At 36.9% G+C, this 18,179-nt stretch carries 15 protein-coding genes and 1 pseudogene; 8 read left to right on the top strand and 8 right to left on the bottom strand.

Translation table 11 applies throughout. The annotated features are described in order from the left end of the window. Nucleotides 1-7: 7 nt before the first annotated feature. From ACOMCU_RS02905 to ACOMCU_RS02895, 3 genes are all read right to left on the bottom strand, one after another. Nucleotides 8-1,252: an HBL/NHE enterotoxin family protein gene (locus ACOMCU_RS02905; protein WP_421049412.1), complete on the bottom strand. Its 1,245-nt coding sequence runs from the start codon at nucleotides 1,250-1,252 to the stop codon at nucleotides 8-10. A 55-nt stretch (nucleotides 1,253-1,307) separates the two neighbouring features. After that, a complete protein-coding gene (locus tag ACOMCU_RS02900; RefSeq protein ID WP_010860755.1) occupies nucleotides 1,308-2,627 on the bottom strand; it encodes an HBL/NHE enterotoxin family protein in 1,320 nt (439 codons plus the stop codon). A gap of 752 nt (nucleotides 2,628-3,379) precedes the next feature. Continuing rightward, nucleotides 3,380-4,423, bottom strand: a complete 1,044-nt coding sequence (locus tag ACOMCU_RS02895) for a Fic family protein (protein WP_010860754.1) — start codon at nucleotides 4,421-4,423, stop codon at nucleotides 3,380-3,382. Nucleotides 4,424-5,187: 764 nt separating this feature from the next. Here ACOMCU_RS02895 and ACOMCU_RS02890 point away from each other — a divergent pair. Together ACOMCU_RS02890 and ACOMCU_RS02885 are read left to right on the top strand one after the other, a co-directional pair. Further along, the gene (locus ACOMCU_RS02890; RefSeq protein WP_421049411.1) at nucleotides 5,188-5,343 is read left to right on the top strand and encodes a hypothetical protein; all 156 of its coding nucleotides are present in this window, start codon (nucleotides 5,188-5,190) and stop codon (nucleotides 5,341-5,343) included. After that, nucleotides 5,298-5,514 (top strand): annotated as a pseudogene (locus tag ACOMCU_RS02885) (transposase); the annotation flags it as partial. The gene ACOMCU_RS02890 and the pseudogene ACOMCU_RS02885, both read left to right, overlap by 46 nt. Before the next feature lie 151 nt (nucleotides 5,515-5,665). Here the strand turns inward: ACOMCU_RS02885 and ACOMCU_RS02880 are convergent. The 3 genes from ACOMCU_RS02880 to ACOMCU_RS02870 form a co-directional block, all read right to left on the bottom strand. Further along, nucleotides 5,666-6,121: a DUF523 domain-containing protein gene (locus ACOMCU_RS02880; RefSeq protein ID WP_010860753.1), complete on the bottom strand. Its 456-nt coding sequence runs from the start codon at nucleotides 6,119-6,121 to the stop codon at nucleotides 5,666-5,668. Nucleotides 6,122-6,762: 641 nt separating this feature from the next. Continuing rightward, nucleotides 6,763-7,284, bottom strand: coding sequence for a DUF6886 family protein (locus tag ACOMCU_RS02875; protein WP_421049410.1), 522 nt, complete (start codon nucleotides 7,282-7,284; stop codon nucleotides 6,763-6,765). Nucleotides 7,285-7,314: 30 nt separating this feature from the next. Continuing rightward, complete coding sequence (locus ACOMCU_RS02870; protein WP_421049489.1) at nucleotides 7,315-8,064, bottom strand: class I SAM-dependent methyltransferase; 750 nt, start codon at nucleotides 8,062-8,064, stop codon at nucleotides 7,315-7,317. Between the two features lie 690 nt (nucleotides 8,065-8,754). Here ACOMCU_RS02870 and guaD point away from each other — a divergent pair. The 4 genes from guaD (at nucleotide 8,755) to ACOMCU_RS02850 (ending at nucleotide 14,058) form a co-directional block, all read left to right on the top strand. Further along, the gene (gene guaD, locus ACOMCU_RS02865) at nucleotides 8,755-10,125 is read left to right on the top strand and encodes a guanine deaminase (RefSeq protein WP_421049409.1); all 1,371 of its coding nucleotides are present in this window, start codon (nucleotides 8,755-8,757) and stop codon (nucleotides 10,123-10,125) included. A gap of 77 nt (nucleotides 10,126-10,202) precedes the next feature. Beyond that, complete coding sequence (locus tag ACOMCU_RS02860) at nucleotides 10,203-11,555, top strand: uracil-xanthine permease family protein (RefSeq protein WP_421049408.1); 1,353 nt, start codon at nucleotides 10,203-10,205, stop codon at nucleotides 11,553-11,555. 174 nt (nucleotides 11,556-11,729) lie between these two features. Beyond that, nucleotides 11,730-12,041, top strand: a complete 312-nt coding sequence (locus tag ACOMCU_RS02855; protein WP_036132006.1) for an ArsR/SmtB family transcription factor — start codon at nucleotides 11,730-11,732, stop codon at nucleotides 12,039-12,041. An 841-nt stretch (nucleotides 12,042-12,882) separates the two neighbouring features. Next, on the top strand, nucleotides 12,883-14,058 hold the full coding sequence (locus tag ACOMCU_RS02850; RefSeq protein WP_010858701.1) for an MFS transporter: 1,176 nt from the start codon (nucleotides 12,883-12,885) through the stop codon (nucleotides 14,056-14,058). A gap of 211 nt (nucleotides 14,059-14,269) precedes the next feature. Here the strand turns inward: ACOMCU_RS02850 and ACOMCU_RS02845 are convergent, their stop codons facing one another. After that, a complete protein-coding gene (locus ACOMCU_RS02845) occupies nucleotides 14,270-14,611 on the bottom strand; it encodes a winged helix-turn-helix transcriptional regulator (protein ID WP_010858700.1) in 342 nt (113 codons plus the stop codon). Between the two features lie 132 nt (nucleotides 14,612-14,743). Here ACOMCU_RS02845 and ACOMCU_RS02840 point away from each other — a divergent pair, with 132 nt between their 5' ends. Beyond that, nucleotides 14,744-15,376: a nitroreductase family protein gene (locus tag ACOMCU_RS02840; protein WP_036130001.1), complete on the top strand. Its 633-nt coding sequence runs from the start codon at nucleotides 14,744-14,746 to the stop codon at nucleotides 15,374-15,376. 1,007 nt (nucleotides 15,377-16,383) lie between these two features. Continuing rightward, on the top strand, nucleotides 16,384-17,502 hold the full coding sequence (gene solA / locus ACOMCU_RS02835) for an N-methyl-L-tryptophan oxidase (RefSeq protein ID WP_421049407.1): 1,119 nt from the start codon (nucleotides 16,384-16,386) through the stop codon (nucleotides 17,500-17,502). Between the two features lie 100 nt (nucleotides 17,503-17,602). On the opposite strand, the gene ACOMCU_RS02830 is transcribed toward solA, so the two are convergent. Continuing rightward, the gene (locus ACOMCU_RS02830; RefSeq protein ID WP_421049406.1) at nucleotides 17,603-18,166 is read right to left on the bottom strand and encodes a 5' nucleotidase, NT5C type; all 564 of its coding nucleotides are present in this window, start codon (nucleotides 18,164-18,166) and stop codon (nucleotides 17,603-17,605) included. Nucleotides 18,167-18,179 lie beyond the last annotated feature (13 nt).

The raw sequence follows: 18,179 nt of genomic DNA, 5'->3' as shown, positions 1-18,179 counted from the left end.
TTAGTTTTTAGTTCATTTCTTCTTGTTTAAAAGCAATGTCTTTTGCAATAAATTCTGCGTCTTTATGAATATCATTCCAACTTTGTTTGGCAGCTTTTAAATCATCAGGTATTAAAGAGAGCTTATGGTCTTGCATTTGATCGATATTATCATATAAATCTTTATAATTTGCCCCCATAGTATTCCATTGTTGTTGAATATTTGTTAGAGACATTATCGCTTGATCTACTGTCTGATACAGATATGTCAGAGTGTCTTTTGTGTTAGTAAGTGAAATAACTGCTTGATTAGCAAGATCGGCTTTCATGCTTAATTCTCCGATTTTATTCGAAATTTCGTTATAGGAGTTCATGTGATTAGACGCCACAACACCAGCTGCTGTACCTAAACCAATGCCCGCTGCACCGAGAGCTGTAAGGCCACCCACAACAACTGGTGTCGCTGTGCCGCCAGTCACAACAATTACAACCCCTCCTGCAATAGTGCCAATAACTAAAATGGCTGCTCCCAATCCACCACCAATTGACCATGCTAATACATTGTCAAAATGTGCTTTCTGAGTAGAACGTAGTTGTTCAATTTCAGCTTGAAGTTGTGGAACCAGTGCTTGTTTTCCCGCTAATATGGCTGTTAATCCACCCTTCCCATCTGGACCACCCACATTATTTTTAAAATCTATAGTATTTGTATACAGTTTTGTTTTGAAGGCTTCTAACATTTTAATTACTTCTGTCACTTCTTTTGAATTTATATCAATTGTACTGACTAAATCACTTATGCCTTCTTTTAGGCCTTCCTTATCTTTCTTTTGTACAAAATCTACTAATGTGTCGTAATAATTCTGAAATTGTTCATCGTAATTGACAATATTACGTGCTGTCTTTTGAATCTTTGGTTTCGCGGTATCTAACCAATAATTTGCATTGATTCGAGATAGTTCCTGATTAAGGTGAATATTTTTGATTAATTCTCCCCCTTCTGAACCTAAATCAATATTGGATAGATTTACATTTGGTTGTTTAATCATTGTTTTTGCGTACAAATCCATGACAAGTATATGAGAACCTGTTTCAGCCAACGCTTTCTTCAGTCCTTCAGGTCCTAGTTCATAATTTCCTATGTTCTGTACTTGAGCAATCTGTTGTTGAACATTCTGTTCTTGTGCAAGTGCATGAATAGAACTACTGTTAGTAGCAGTTATAACCGTTGCCAGAGTGACCACGCTCAACACTTTATATGGAAATTTATTCACATTTATTTCCTCCAATTTTTCGATAGGTTAATATAATTTTCTCAAATGCTAACTATTAAAACTTATTAACCTGTTCCTCAAGTTGACTTATTACATTTTTTAATCGTCTTAAAGTATCTTTTTGAGACTGATTACTAGCAGTATCAACATCAGTATATAAAGTTGTGATGCTATTTTTTATTAGGTTCAAATCTTCTTTATAGCGTTTCATTAGGTCAAGTTCTACATCCACTTGGCTAGCAAATGTATGCAAATCATGTTGCATAAGAAGAAGCATTGATTGTTGTAAATCTGCTATGGTTAATTTCGTTGTTAAATCATATAATTTTTGGTTTTGCTTCTCTAAATCATCTAAATATGCTCGCTGTTCTGCCATTAGTTTATTTACTTCAGCGAAGGTACTATATGTTTTTTTGATTTTTTCTGGGTCAATTGCTTTCATAAGGTCATACTCTTGCGTTTTTGTAGCTGCAGCTGCAGCAATTTCACCTTGTTTGTTTTTCTCAATTGCTTCACGGGCTTCTTTTTTGGCAGCTTCAATCTCTAGAGCAGACAGACCTTTTTCTTTTGCTTCTTGCTCTGCTTTTTTCTCTGCTTCTAGAATGGCGTTGTTAATTTCTTTTCCTTTGTTATATGCTGCTGCAGCTGTTTGAGCAGCTGGTTCAAGGATATCTTTCGAAAGACTATAAATCTCTAGGAATATTTTAAGTCCTTGTTCATTTAAAGCTCCTGGCACCAATGCTATTTGCTGTAAATTATTTTGAATGGATTTTTGAGTATCTAGTAATTCACCTTTAAGCTTGTCTATTTTCCCTGTTCCCTCTGAACTTAGTATCCCCTGCGCTTTTGTCACATCAGTATCAAGGTCTTTTAGTTTTTTATCGAGCTGTAATTTTAGATCTGTTAACTCATTAATTTGAAGTTGGGCGTAGTCTTGGTTTGTCATCACCATTCCTTGAAGGACTTCCAGTCTATCCAAGAAACCTTCTTTATCTCCCTGATTATCTACAAATTCTTTTAATGTTGGATAATAGCTATCAAATTTAGTGACAAATCCTTTACTTTTTGAATTTAGTAGAATTAAATTTGGATAAAGTTCCGATGACCATTCTTTCATATCTTGTTTTATAAGGAATTGCTCCGTATTTAAAGCTGGTACTTCCGCTAACTGTACATTAGGACTCATTAAAGCTTGGTCTATATACATTTGGATCAATTTAGATTGTGCACCTAATTTTCTTAATGATGAGGAAAGAGCCATGTTCTCTTCTTGAATCTCCGCATGAACTATAGGCGTTGCAAAAGTATGAATAGGAATAACTCCTGTAGCAACAATGGATGTAACCATCAATCCTGTAATTATTTTCTTTTTCATTCTATTTACCTCCTCTGTATGATATTTATTCACAATAATTCAGACGATTTTTTATACATTTTAAGCACCCCAATATACTTATAATTTTAGGAAAGAGCCTTGTTAGAATAACATTTTCCTATAATGTAAATTTTAGATATAGTCACATTATTTGGCAAATTATAGTTAAAATACTCTATTTTATGTACAAAATAGAGTATTTTAACTGTAATTTTGATTTTAAAATAGATTAATATAAACAAAATTAATATGAATATGCCACAATATGGGGAAAATCAGCAGATTGATGATTGAAAAATGACATATTATTGGTTCTAGTGCAAAAAACTAGAGAAACTGAAATAAATTTAGAGATACTGATACTAGTCACTCTAGACGTATGGAAATCAAATAAAAATATTATCAGCCTGATAATATTCAGCTATGTGGTTGAATCCATCCGTACGAAGTAGAAGAACGAGGAGAGTTGAAGCAACATAAGTGAAAGGTAAGTTGGAATGATGCAAAGCACTTTTCAAAAAATCTATGTAGATACTTGGATAGAAACAAACTAAAGAACCAATTGCCGATTAAAGAGTGGCAATTGGTTCATAGATTTTTGGTATGTTGCGTACGGTTCCTTAAATCCTATTCCATTAAAATTAACAGCCATTACTTAGTTACGATTTCAAACAATGGTTTAATAATGGAATCTGCAGCGACATGTTCTGGAAAAATAAAACCTTTTTGATCACGTGAGAATTCAATCCTTTTCAGGATTGGACTTTCATCCAGCGCGCATTTCTCCCTTTTGAAATCAGTTTAATTTCTCCTACTAATTGCAAAGCGGTCAACGCTTTACTAATTGTACTTTCAGCTATATCTGGATAAATACTTCGAATGTATTCTTTTGTAAAAGGTTGCTTTTGGCTAAGTATAAAATTCTGAATTCGCTCTAACTTAGTATGTTTACATACGCAATCCAGTACTCTGTTATGCAGGTTTTTATAAGCCTCTAATATAATAATTAAGAACATTTTTAACCAGAAGCTAATATTATGCCCATTACAATTCCAATTAACCGAAGATCTATAGATGGCACCATAGTATTCTGATTCATTTTTCTTTATAAATTCTTCTAAACAAACATATTTTACAAATGTATGTCCGCTTTTTACTAAAAGTAATTGCATTAACATAAGTGTTAGTCTGCCATTACCTTGACTGAAAGGGACTATGCAATAAAAATTCAATATAAAACGAGCTATCAATAGAAGTGTAGGTAGCTCCTTATTACTATTTAATGAATTGTACTGGTAGCATAATTGTTCCACAGCCTGTGGAATATTTTCATGTGGAAGAGGACGATAACTTATCGTATGCATCCCGTTTTCTGGAATTCCTGGGATAGAAAATGGTTTCTGGCGCCATTTTGCACTGTCAGAGGTATTATAATGGATTAATTGAAAATGCAATTCTTGTATAGTTTCTGGACTAATAGAAAAAGTACAAGATTTTTTATGTACAAGAGTCAGAGTCTCATAATAACAAAATATCGCATCTTCCGAGATAGATTGGGGTACCATATTACCTAAAATAAGTTCTTTTAATCTCTTATTTGAAACTTTTATATCCTTATAAACTGAAATATAGTTTTTCATGTATTGTAGGGGTAAGGTTTTTTCTAGGTTCGTGAATATCTCAGGTCTTTGCTCTTCATAAGCAGTTAACCTCCCTTTATATTCACTAATTTCACTGACTAAGTTTATTAGTTGTTGCTCACTATTTATGTACTTGTCTTCGAAAAAATCTCTCATTTGGTTCCTCCTTTCTTAGAAAACATTTTGTTTTTCCTTAGTTACAATCATACATATTATTATTTTCAAATGCGAATCTTCAATAAATTAAACAAAAATACCAAAAATAATATCGTTTATTATTCTGTATCTGTTAATTCAGCGTATTAATGTATCGCAAATGTAAGATAAATACGCATAATTGTTATCGGCAAATTTGTTTGAATATTAAAATGTCACAAAAAATAATAAATAGACCTATACATTTACGGGTTCATATAGATGCTTCTATTTTTAAAAGAAAACAGACCGTAGGCAAACTCGATTTTTAGCAAATGTTTGTCTACAGTCTGAATTGACTATCATTATGTCTTTTTTCACATTGTACTTTAAGGGAATAATCACATATTTGAAGTGCTCCTGCGGGGCCTTTTCGCTCATGCTATTCCCGCAGAAGTCGCCGCTTGCGCTCCAATCAACGAGTGGTCGTCTATACATGATTGAGGGGATGGATAGGTTGACGAAAAATAGTACTTATGAACGACATGCTGACAATTGACCAAATAGTGTCTAAAGACCATTTAGTATGCAGATTAGAAACTGCTATTGATTTTAATATCCATAGTAGCATCTCAAGTCTTGAAAATACTTAATGTTTACAGTCTTTTTTCTTTTAAACATAGAAGCATCTATATGAAACCGTTGCTTTCCGCTACGGCGGACGCTTTTCGCGGACATGGCTTTCAGTCTCCTCGTCGCTACGCTCCTGCGGGGCCTTTTCGCTCATGCTATTCCCGCAGAAGTCGCCGCCTGCGCTCCAATCAACGAGTGGTCGTCTATACATGATTGAGGGGATGGATAGGTTGACGAAAAATAGTAATTATGAACGACATCATTTGCCGATGCAAAAGAAAAGCATGGTAGCTGTTGGACAACCTTAAGAGGTCTCAAAAAATTGTCCATGCCAGGCGATGCTTACTTTTGCTGCCATGAATTTGAAGAAACTCGCTACTTGTTCATGGCGAGCAACACAAACAGAATCTGTACAGACTATAATTATAGTCAATTACATGACCTACTTCAGGGTGCTTTTGCTAGGAGCAAAAAAATAAAGTCCTTTCAACTGAATTTAAAATAAAAATAGTGCATGTCTGAATGGGGAAGGAAGCTATCAAACACTTACGAATCTATATATCCGAGGTATCAAGTATGTACAACTGTAGAGACATTTTAAGTATGCATCAAATATGACTTAGGGGTTTGTCAAAAAAAATCGCTATAATTTTCTTCTGACAGCACTGTTATATTATTTCTTCTAAGTAAGGCAGTCGTAACACCTACTCCACCTAATTTTGTACCACTAAAATCACCATTATAAATCACAGCACTACCACAGGAAGGGCTATACTCTTTTAATATGACTGTAGAAGCGCCTACTTCTATTGCTTTTTGTAAAGTCGCGTAGGCACCTTTTACGTACAGCTCTGTGACATCCCGACCAGATTTTTCTATCACAAATGCTTTACCGTTTAGGACATCTTCGCCGTCTCCTCCAACAATTTCAGCTGGTTCTCGTGGGGTAGAAAAGCCGCCCATTAATTCGGGACACACTGTCACAGCTGCATTTTCACTCACAAGCTGTTGGATTTTTTCATCTAAACTATCTGTCCCATTGTATCGAACCTTTAACCCTGCTAAACAGGCACTTATTAAAATCATACATGTACCTCATTTCCTTGCCACCTTAGTTATGTAATATGTTTAATAAACTTTAATCAAAAAATCCGTCAACAGCTTGTTACACAAACTTTCTATATTGGTCTGGATGCTTACTTGCCCAATTTCTATTAACGAATAGGATATTTAACAATTCATGTAGAAATACTTTAGTCGATAGCAATAGAGAATATTTTATATTGAAAATTTCGTGCTCATTCAATTATCAACTAAAATCATAGCACAACCATCTATCGGTTTTGAAGGATATATCATGGATACTACACCCCAACAATTTAGGCATAGCCAATTTAATATATTATTTACCAATTATGCTAAATGAGTCAGTAAATTACGAATACACGTTTACCTATAATGAAAACAAATTGATAGGGTTAACAACTGCTCCATTAGAACAGTCTTTTACTATTTAGCTCAGAAAAAAACAGCAAGGAAGTTTAAACCATAACGCCCTTGTTCATAGATGGTAAAAATCCGTGTTTACGATTTGCAGACGTCTACGCGGATTTTTACCTTTATATCATGAAAATATCATAACAGAGTACTTCAAAGCATATTGTTATTACTCTTTAGGACAGCCTCTAGATTTGATATACTTGCACTGTCTATAAAATTCACCAAATTTATTTCCTTGGCTGAGCAAAATGCATCCTGCACATAGACCAATTAAACGTTGTTTTTTGAATATCATCATAAATATCCCACAAGTTATCCACTATCCGCAATTCGATATTTCGTGTAAATAGTTCTTGAAATAAATCGACCACTTCGAATTTAGCAATAGGTGTTTGTGTTGTTTCACTTACATAGTAGCCCGCATTTTCATCCTGCAGAGTGAATTGATTGATATCAAATTCATATAAAAATAATTTAGTATTTTTCATCAAAGCAAACCATTTGTTTTCAATAACGACTACATGTGAACATGATGTTGATGCTAAATATGTTCGTTTATCGATTTCAGCTGTATTTGTGCCAATATGATAGCAAATACGCGGACAATTTCTAGGCGTTAAAAAGTTAGGTAAACATTTATCATCTATAGCCCATACAAGTCCTTTCGTTGGATCTAAATCCGTTCGAGTAGGTAGTCGAGGCTGGAACACTTGTATATCACTTTCTTCACTTACATGGAAAATCCGCATATGCTTCCCTCCTAAAATATATACTCTTCTCTATTTTCTTAATTTGAATACGATGAAATCCGCACAGTGTAAATCCTCTTCGAATTGAGGATATTTACCTAGCATTTCCTTAGAAGGCATAGGTTCGATCACGTCTTCCACGGTAAACCCTACTTTGATAATTGCTTTTAAATAGCTCGTTAATGTCCGATGATAAAATACAACCTTTTCATCTGAATCTATCGGGAATCTTTGATCATACACGCCTTCATAGAAATAACGCTGGACCTTCCAATATTGTTTATTCACTTGTTCATTTCTAACCCACCCACTATTAGGTGTAACAAAACATGGATGAAGAATTGAAAATATAAAAGAACCACCTTGTTGTAAAAGACGATACATCTCGCTTAATGCTGCCTCGTAATTTTCCAAATCTTGAAGTACCATATTCGAAACAATTATGTCGTACTGTGCATCTATTAAAAAATCGAGTCTCTCACAATTCCCCTGTTTATAGTCAATTGTCTCATCGCTGTTCGTCCGTTTTTTGGCAATTTCAAGCATCTTTTCTGCATAATCAACAGCAGTTATAATAGCCCCTTTTTTAGCAAGTATTCTGCTTAAATAGCCCTCGCCACATCCTGCATCTAAGAGCTTTTTTCCTTTTACATCGTCCAATAATGAAAAAATCGCAGGATTTAACAGTACTTCACGGTGAAGACCACCCTGCTCATCATAGCTTGCTGTGTAATTTTCTGCGTAGCGATTCCAACGTTTAATTGCCTCATCAGTCGTCATTATTTTTTCCACTGTACGTCCTCTTTTCTATTTTAATCGTAACGTTACGTTTCTTGTGCACTCCCTTATTTTTTCATATTCTTAAAAAAAGAACTAGACTTTTAATTTGTTTTTTTATATCATGTAGATAGAGGCACGCCATCTTTAGCAATTTGAAAAGCCAGAAATCCGATTATGGATTTCTGGCTTTTCAAATTGCTCTAAATATCTAGGTTTTGCCCTTGTAAACTAAGGACTCGCTTCGTTGTCAATAGCGATTCTATTTTCTAATGTAGCCTGATATTTACTCTATAAATAACTCAATTTCATAAATTATATTTCAGACTACTATTGGATTCGATTTTACAAAGACTTTGTCACCTCGGTAAATTGTCGAACGAATCTAAATGTAGTCTATCTTTTTTTCTTGCTAGGTAAGGCGGTTATTGAGCTGATTGCAATCTGTTATATTCCCCTCACAACTGAGTGTACTACATATGGCTATCCCGACATTCCAAGCGGGATGAAACGACAACTTGCTTATATATTCCACAACGTTTTGGCATGTTGTGTTTCGGTATTTTTGAGATGAGTAAATTGACCGATACAGTATAGCACGACCGCATAATTCGTTTTTTTATAGACTTCGCAGTTAAAATATCCTATAATAATCAATGAAATTATCAAAACACGAACATTAAGGTGGATTATATGTCTGAATATACGCAAATATTTAAAGGGACTGCTTTTTCAAGTAAGTCATCCCACGAAGTACAAATCTTTCAAGATTATCTATTCTGCATCAACGCTGACGGTATGATAGCAAAAGCTGTAGCACCTGATCATGCCGATTATCAACATTTACTACATACATATCAAGGTAAAGAAAATTTTCACCCTTTAGCTGATGGCCAGTATATCTTACCAGGCTTTGTTGATTTACACGTCCATGCACCACAATGGGCTCAAGCTGGAACTGCATTAGATATTCCACTATATGACTGGCTAAACACATACACCTTCCCAATTGAATCCAAATTCTCTGATTTACAGTTTGCCCAAGAGGTCTATGAAGAATTAGTTAGCACGTTACTTGCAAATGGCACCACTACCTCACTCTATTTTGCGACTGTTCATAAAGAGGCAAGCTTTTTGCTAGCGAAAATATGTGCTGAAAAAGGGCAACGCGGCCTAGTGGGTAAAGTCGTGATGGATGACCCTGAACAAAACCCAGCATTTTATCGTGATGCCGATACGCAAACGGCATTAGCAGATACAGAGGAATTTATCTTAGCTGTGAAAGAATTAGCAAAATCGACTAAACAAGGAGTCTATCCGGTTGTCACGCCACGCTTTATACCAAGTTGTACGGATGGCGCTTTGCAGGGCTTAGGGGAACTGGCCGCGAAGTACGATACGCATATCCAGTCTCACTGTAGTGAAAGTGATTGGGAGCATGGTTACGTACAAGAGCGATTCAAAAAAAACGATGCCTATGCGTTACATGATTTCGGTCTATTAGGCGATAAATCCATCATGGCACATTGTAATTTCTTAAATGATGAAGATGCAGCATTATTTGCTGAAACAGGCACTGCCATTGGTCATTGCCCGATTTCAAATGCTTATTTTGCCAACAGCGTCATACCAATTGCTCACTTCCATTCAAAGGGTGTTGACATCGGTATAGGCTCAGATATTTCAGGTGGTTTTTCACCAAGTCTTTTCGATAATGCTAGACAAGCAGTTATGTCATCCAGAATGTTAGAAGACGGTGTGGATACATCCCTTCCGGCAGGTAAACGAGGTGTACCAAATTCTCGGATCACCATCAATGAAGCATTCTATTTAGCAACAGCTGGTGGTGGCGAAAGTTTAAGCCTGCCCATTGGCCGTTTACAAGAAAACTATACATGGGACGTACAAATTATCGATACGAAATTAGCATCTGCCAAACTACCCATTTATGATGATAATGAAGATTTACACGATATCTTCCAAAAAATCATGTATCTGGTTCGACCAGAAAACATCCGTGAAGTTTGGGTACAAGGCAATAAAGTACACCATCGAGCAAAATAAACGATTTATCATGTGTTTATAAAAAACTACAATCAAATCTTTGATCAAAAACTTAACATTTTGAGGTGTGCATCTTAGTGGAAACGCAAATAAACAAACAAAGTAACGTTAAAAATAATCCCTCGCAATTAACCGTTTTACCTGATGAAAAAGTTCCATTCGGTCAATCAGCCCTGCTCGGTTTACAGCATGTAATGGCTATGGACGTCTATGTAGTGCCCTTTCTGATTGCCATGTTAATAGGTCTACAATCTGGACAATCTACTGCCCTAATTCAATCGACTTTTATCGCTGCAGGGATTGCGACAATCGTACAAACTCATTTCTGTATGAAACTGCCGATTGCCCAAGGCCCTTCCTATGTGCCTCTTGGTGCCATTGTAGGCATCTATGCAGCAAGTGGTAGCGGCGAACTCGGTTGGAGCTCCGTATTAGGTGCCAGCCTGATTGGCGCCATTTTAGTTATTATTTTAGGCTATACTGGTGTTTTCAATAAAATTGTGAAAACCTTCATTCCTCCTGTTGTCGGGGGTACAATTATTTTTGTCGTTGGACTTTCACTAATGCCTATTGGTTTAAGTTCTAACATCTATAACGGTGCTGGTGCTTCGATTAATCAAAACATTTATTTAGCACTTATTTCAGCTAGTGTATTAATCATCTGTGTGATGCTCGGTTCGGTATTCCATAAAAAAGGACGCGTATTCCGTATCGCTTCTGTTATTCTTGCTTTAATCGTAGGTAGTATTTGTGCTAATCTTATGGGCGTATTAGATTTATCAGCTGTTTCACACGCTAAATGGTTTAGCATGCCACAAATTCCTTTTGCAGACTTCGGTTTTTCTTTTAATTTTTCTGCCATTATTACCATGGTTATTATTTATATTGTATTAATGGCTGAAACAACAGGTACATGGTTTGCTGTGAGTAATGTAATCGACAAACCATTAACTGATAAACAAATTAATCGTGGTGTTATTGGAGAAGGCATAGGCTGTTTTATTGCTTCATTATTAGGCTCAACTCCTGTAACTGGCTACTCAACGAATGCAGGGGTTATTTCTATCACAGGTATTGCCAGCCGCCGTGTCTTTGTTGCTGCGGGTGCTTGGTTTATATTGTTCGGATTTTCAGGAAAATTGGCTGCATTAATTTCTGCCATTCCATCAGCTGTAATCGGTGGTATTTTCGTCATCGTTTGTGGCATTATTGCGATTAGCGGTTTACAAGTGATGAAAAACGAATTAATTGGTGAAAAAGAAATGTACGTAATCGCTGTGCCCATGATTTTGACATTAGCGTTAACATTACTTCCTGACGATTTCTTATATTCATTACCATCAACAGTGCAATATTTATTTGGCTCACCCGTAGCAACAGCTGCCATCGTCGCCATATTGTTGAACAAAATATTACCGAGTGTTAAATAAATATAAATGTAAAACCTCTGCTTAAAATAAATTTAGCAGAGGTTTTATCCTGCAGACTTTTTTCTTTGACAGGAGGAAGTAACGCGAACGAACCATCTCGCCTCCCTCTTCGCTCTCTTTGCCATTTCCCCTTTTTATATTTACAAATCTAGAAAATTAGATATAATGATGTACATGGAACCTTTATTGATTTATAAAGCTTTGTCTAACGAAACTCGGAGTCAAATCATGTTATGGTTAAAAGATCCTAGTGAATACTTTGATGAAAAACCGTATTTAGAGCAAAACCTTAATTTTAAAATTGGTGTATGCGTAGGCGATATTCAAGCGAGAGCTGGCCTTGCCCAGTCTGTTATTTCCGGTTATTTGTTGACTATGCAAAAAGCTGGTTTGTTGGAATCTGAGCGAATTGGCAAGTGGACATACTATCGTCGCAATGAACAAACCATACAAGCATTTTCTGAATACATCAAAAACAACCTATAAAGTGAAACTCCAACCAGAGGGGTTCTCTTCATCTCCCACTGATTGTTAGTTGAACCAATCGGGCTTTTACGGTCAGTTGATCGACCACCTAGTTGACTCGTTCTCGCTTATCCACTTGAGGTAGCGTCTTACTGACCGTTAATGCGGGATAAAGTGAAACTCCTATCAGTGGGGGTTTTCTTCATCCCCACTGATTGTTAGTTGAACCAATCGGGCTTTTACGGTCAGTTGATCGACCACCAAGTTGACTCGTTCTCGCTTATCAACTTGAGGTGGGCGTCTTACTGACCGTTAATGCGGGATAAAGTGAAACTCCTATCAGTGGGGGTTTTCTTCATCCCCACTGATTGTTAGTAGAACCAATCGGGCTTTTACGGTCAGTTGATCGACCACCTAGTTGACTCGTTCTCGCCTATCCACTTGAGGTAGGCGTCTTACTGACCGTTAATGCGGGATAAAGTGAAACTCCTATCAGTGGGGGTTTTCTTCATCCCCACTGATTGTTAGTTGAACCAATCGGGCTTTTACGGTCAGTTGATCGACCACCTAGTTGACTCGTTCTCGCCTATCCACTTGAGGTAGGCGTCTTACTGACCGTTAATGCGGGATAAAGTGAAACTCCTATCAGTGGGGGTTTTCTTCATCCCCACTGATTGTTAGTTGAACCAATCGGGCTTTTACGGTCAGTTGATCGACCACCTAGTTGACCCGTTCTCGCCTATCCACTTGAGGTAGGCGTCTTACTGACCGTTAATGCGGGATAAAAAGAAGGGAGGCTTTTTTTCGCCTTAACATATCTACAATTATAGATATGTATATATGAATGGAGGATTATATTAAAATGAAAAAAATTAACCCGTTACTTATTAGTATTCTAGCGCTAGGCGTGTTCGGCATTATTACCACAGAAATGGGTATTATAGGTGTACTACCACAAGTTACTGAAAAATTCAATATATCGACTTCACAGGCTGGATTGCTTGTAAGTATATTTTCGTTAGTCGTTGCCATTTCAGGTCCATTCCTGACTTTACTTGCTTCTAGTATTAACCGTAAAGTCATTCTGTTAACTGCTGTTCTTCTTTTTGCGATTTCCAATGTTGTTTATGCCTATACAACTAGGTTCGATGTAATGTTAGTTTTCCGTATCATCCCTGCTATTTTTCATCCTGTCTTTTTTTCAGTTGCCCTTGTAACAGCAGCTAAACTTGTCTCTCCGGAAAAAAGTAGTAAGGCCGTGACGAAAGTTTTTTCTGGTATAACGGTCGGATTTGCGTTTGGGGTACCATTGACTTCTTATCTAGCAGAAAAGATTTCATTAGAAGCAGGTTTTCTGTTTGGTGCTGTTGTTAGTGCAATTGCTTTTATTGGCATACTCGCTTGGCTCCCCTCTTTGCCTGTTACGGAAAAATTATCTTATGGCAAGCAGCTTGGAATATTGCGCAAACCACAATTGTGGCTAAATATCGTGACGGTTATTTTTATCTTTGCAGCAATGTTTTCTGTGTACAGTTATTTTGCTGAATATTTAAGTCAAGTGACGAAAATGAACGGGTCATGGATTAGTATCATGTTGATGGCCTTTGGTACAATCATGATTTTCGGAAACTTTTTATTTGGAAATTTGTTACACAAAAGTATGACAAAGACCGTTATCATGTACCCTCTGCTATTTGCAGTAGTGTACTTATTTACTTATTATCTGGGTTCATATTTCATTCCGATGTTTGTAATCGTATTTATTTGGGGAGCTGTGCATTCTGGGGGGCTGATTGTCAGTCAAGTATGGTTAACAACTGAAGCAAGTGAAGCCCCAGAATTCGGCAATAGCTTGTTTGTGTCATTTTCCAATCTTGGTATTGCCCTTGGAGCCGCAGTCAGTGCTTGGTCTATCTCCCATTTCGGTATACATAATCTAATTTGGGTTGGCATTCTATTTTCACTGCTTGCTTTCTTACTAATCATTTTAAAAATACAAATTTTTAAACCGAATGCACCAGGAGGAAACATACGTTAAACTATCAAGAATCGTTGACGAAAAAGCCCTTCAAAAAATGCCGTCTTTCTAGATAGTAAAAACCGCCTTACTTTCTGTTGGTGACGAGGAGACTGAAGCTATGACTGCGATAGATACTTCTATTGTAAAAGAAGAAAGCCTGTTAACTAACTCATTTTTTGAGTTTGTCTACAGGCTGAAACTGATTAGAAATTCTAGCTAGTTTTTTTCGTTATAATTTCTTTGTTGTCTTCTCAAAATCACATAAATCTATCCATTTTTGAATTGACTGAATGACTTCCTGAAACGCTAAGCCATTGGGTGTCAGTTCATATTCTACTTTTTTTATGGAGGAATCAATGAATTTTTTCTTGATGAGTCCAGCATTTACAAGTTCATTTAAGCGCTCTGTTAACAAGCGATCTGAAATCCCAGGGATAGCAGCGTGAATTTCATGATACCTTTTCGGCCCTCGTAACAACGTATAAATAATCATACCCATCCAACGTTTCCCTATAAATTCAATCGCCTGATGATAGCTACTACAAATATGTGAACAATTCGGTTGCGTCATAAAATAACCTCCCGCCTGTGAATTCTTTTTCCTCTATTGTAACATAAAAATATTTTTTATTTGACGAACTAACTTACTAATGGTAATATTTTAATTATCAACTTACCATTAGTAAGTTTTAAGGAGGAAATTATGTTGACAACTAAAACGGATTCACCATTATATACAATTATGCAAGAAAGAAAATCAGTTCGTGTATATGACCCCACTTTCAAAATCCCACAAGTAGAACTTGAGGAAATCCTAAAAGAAGCTACAAGTGCACCTTCTTCTAGTAATCTGCAAGCTTGGAGATTTCTTGTGATTCAAGACGACGCCACAAAAACTGAGCTTCGTACAATTGCCAACAATCAAGCACAAGTTGAAACTTCATCTGCTGTAATTGCTGTCTTAGGTAATGCCGAAATGTATAATCAAGTTGAACAGATTTATACGCAAAATGTAGAAGAAGGCCATATGGATGAAGCACAAAAGAATTTGATGATTAATAATACACTTCAAACTTACCCATCTGCCCCATTAGAGGTTAGAAAAAACATTGCAACATTTGATGCAGGTCTAATTTCCATGCAACTCATGCTGATTGCAAAAGAAAAAGGCTACGATACAGTGACTATGGGTGGATTTGATAAAGTGAAATTTGCCGAAAGATTCGAATTACCAGCACATATCTTCCCTGTCGTATTAATTGCTATCGGTAAAGCTGCAGCACCAGCGTACGGCTCATCACGTTTGCCATTAGAAGATATTGCTCGCTTTATCTAAACATACAAAGCCCGCAATTTAATTTGCGGGCTTCTGATTGATGACAAAAGGTGTTCGGAATAATTACATGCCGAATACCTTTTGTCATTTCATCAGAAATATTCGTTACAAATAGCTCCTATTAACGACAGTAGTACGCTACGAGCAACTATTTTCTGCCGTTTTGGACTTTGCCATGTCCAATTAACTAGCTTCTTCAAATCCAGCAAAAGTAAGCCGTCACACGCATGGACAATTTTCTAATCCCTCCTAAGGTTGTCCAACGTATACCATGCTTTTCTGTCGCATCCCCACATACACATTCAATCGTTTCTTTTTGACATGCATAGATTTGTTTCATGTCACTTTAATGACGTAAATGATCTGTTTCTTCCACATGATGCGCCCAAATAGGAAGTTCAATGATTTTCAGATGATCCTTACTCGTTGTACACGGATTCACTAACGGAGAACTTGCGCATTGAAATGGATAGGATTTATACTGTCTTCTACCTTCTTTCGTTGTCGTTGAATAGGATACACTAGTTGATTGGAGCGCAGGCGGCGACTTCTGCAAAGAATAGCATGAGTTGAAGGCCCCACAGGAGCATAGCGACGAGGTGACTGAAGCCATGCCCGTGAAGAGCGTCCGCCGTAGCGGAAATCAACGGTTTCATATAGATGCTCCTCTGTTTAAAAGTTTCGTCCTCCTATCCATCACCTCATTCATTTAGAGACGACCACTAGTTGATTGGAGTGCAGGCGGCAACTTCTGCGGGAATAGCATGAGCTGAAGGCCCCACAGGAGAGAAGCGACGAGGAGACTGAAGCCGTGCCCGCGAAAAGCGTCCGCCGTAGTGGAAATCAACGGTTTCATATAGATACTTTTATTTTAAAAGAAAAAAGCCCGCAATTTAATTTGCGGACTTTTCAAATGCATTCTATATGATTAAATAATGTATTTTTCCAAAATTTCTGTCTAATCCTGCTATTTTTTGTTATACTTGAGCAAAAAGGTAGGGATTTAGATGATTTATGATTGTATTATTATCGGTGCTGGTTCCATGGGAATGGCAGCAAGCTATTATTTAGCGAAAGCTGGAAAAAATGTCTTAATGATTGATGCCTTTGATCCTCCCCATGAAGAAGGTAGTCATCATGGTGAAACAAGAATTATTCGTTTTGCATACGGTGAAGGTGCTAGCTATGTACCTTTTGTCAAACGCGCCGGCGAGCTATGGCGTGAACTAGAAACACAAACAAATGAAACATTATTTTTACAAACAGGTGTTATGAATGTTGGTGAAATAACTCATTCCTTTATTCAAAATGTCATAACAAGTGCCCGTCTTTACGATTTACCATTACAACAATATTCAGCTGCTGAAGCAATGGAAAAATGGCCAGGCTTAGCGTTACCAGAAAACTTTGTAGCCTGTTTTGAGCCTACCGCTGGTGTACTTCATGTGGAGGCTTGCATTAACGCCTATAAAAAGTTAGCTCTAACGGCTGGTGCATCCTATCATCCAAACGAAAAAGTGCAGTCAATTGAAGCCGGTGATATCGTTCATGTACATACAGAAAAATGTGTTTATGAAGCGAAACAGCTGATTGTGACAGCTGGTGCTTGGGCAACAGAGTTACTTCAAACAATGGATATTTCCTTACCCGTTACGCCAACACGAAAAACATTTGCTTGGTATGAAGCTGACGAAACCCTTTATGGTAGTGATGTATTCCCTGCTTACTGTTTCGAATTTGCAGATTGTGCTTATTATGGCTTCCCAAGCATTAACGGTGCTGGTTTAAAGCTTGGCCGACATGATGGCGGTGAGGCGATTAATCCAAACGAATCACTTCGCCCATACGACGAACAGGATACAGAAGATTTACAAAACTTCATCAATCGCTTTATGCCTCAACATGGCGCACTTAAATTCGGAAAAACATGCAAATATTCCATGACACCCGATGAGGATTTCATCATTGATTTTTTACCTGAACATCAAAATATTGTAATTGCCGCAGGTTTTTCAGGACATGGCTTTAAATTTAGTAGTGCGGTTGGTGAAGTATTAGCAGACCTTACAATACACGGAGAAAGCAAACACGACTTATCACTCTTTCAGCTTGAGCGTTTTGCGTAATTAGTAGAAATCTGATATTCACTTAGAAAAAAGTGATTTTTCATAAGAAACAACACGAAAAAAGGATTGGTACAACGAAAAAAAACGTTGCACCAATCCTTTATGCTTTGATGAGCGCTTCAAAATCATGCCAATAATGCAATCGTGGCAATGTCACATGCTCATTGTAGGATTGATTTTTTAGTATCACTTTTGTCTCTACACCTTGAAGGGTTTCAAGCACAGCAGGCTTATCGTCTACATAAACATCTAAAGCGAGATTTTTTATAATAGCGACTTTCTCTGTATCTTGCATACCGCAGAAAAAATGCCCCTCTTTGATTGGGAAGCCTTGTGCTTTCATCCATTCCTGTGATTGCGCACAATACTCTTTAGGGCGTGACGTAATATAATAAATATCATGGCCCTGCTGATTTAAGGCTTGAAGGGTTTCAAGTGCATGCTCAAAAATTGGGCAATCCGTAAAATAAATTTCTTCTAAAGAACTATTCCACATTGCTGAACCTTGTGAATCAGTTAACCCAAATGGCTCATGGATTTCAACTCTTTGCAATGCTTGAAAGGTTTCTATGGTGATGTTTTTCCCTAGCTTTTTATTGTAAAGTGCGAAAGCATGTGCTCGTAAATCAATGAGTGTATCGTCTATATCAAAACCAAATTTCATGTTTTTTTCTTCC

Origin of the sequence: Lysinibacillus sp. UGB7 (assembly GCF_049058285.1) — a bacterium.
In the GTDB taxonomy this organism is placed as follows: domain Bacteria; phylum Bacillota; class Bacilli; order Bacillales_A; family Planococcaceae; genus Lysinibacillus; species Lysinibacillus sphaericus_B.
Note: the sequence above shows the minus strand (reverse complement) of the source record. Positions and strands in the feature narration are given on the sequence as shown.